Below are 263 nucleotides of genomic sequence, written 5' to 3' on the forward strand. Positions count from 1 at the left end.
CCGTGTTACCGCCGTGAAAGGGCGGTGTCTTAACCGCTTGACCAAGGAGCCATGGCTCCACAGGTAGGACTCGAACCTACGACCGATCGGTTAACAGCCGATAGCTCTACCACTGAGCTACTGTGGATTAATATTATGCCTGGCAACGTTCTACTCTAGCGGAACGTAAGTTCGACTACCATCGACGCTAAGGAGCTTAACTTCTGTGTTCGGCATGGGAACAGGTGTGACCTCCTTGCTATAGTCACCAGACATATGAATGT

General features: G+C 51.0%; 1 tRNA gene and 1 rRNA gene. Both read right to left on the bottom strand.

Annotated features, from left to right (window positions below):
* Positions 1-52: 52 nt before the first annotated feature.
* A tRNA-Asn gene (locus tag IDG63_RS14380) sits at positions 53-127 on the bottom strand.
* Positions 128-137: 10 nt separating this feature from the next.
* Positions 138-252 (bottom strand): 5S ribosomal RNA (gene rrf / locus IDG63_RS14385).
* Positions 253-263: the final 11 nt, after the last annotated feature.

The sequence above is a fragment of the Staphylococcus sp. EG-SA-14 genome (assembly GCF_017151935.1).
In the GTDB taxonomy this organism is placed as follows: Bacteria; Bacillota; Bacilli; order Staphylococcales; family Staphylococcaceae; genus Staphylococcus; species Staphylococcus aureus.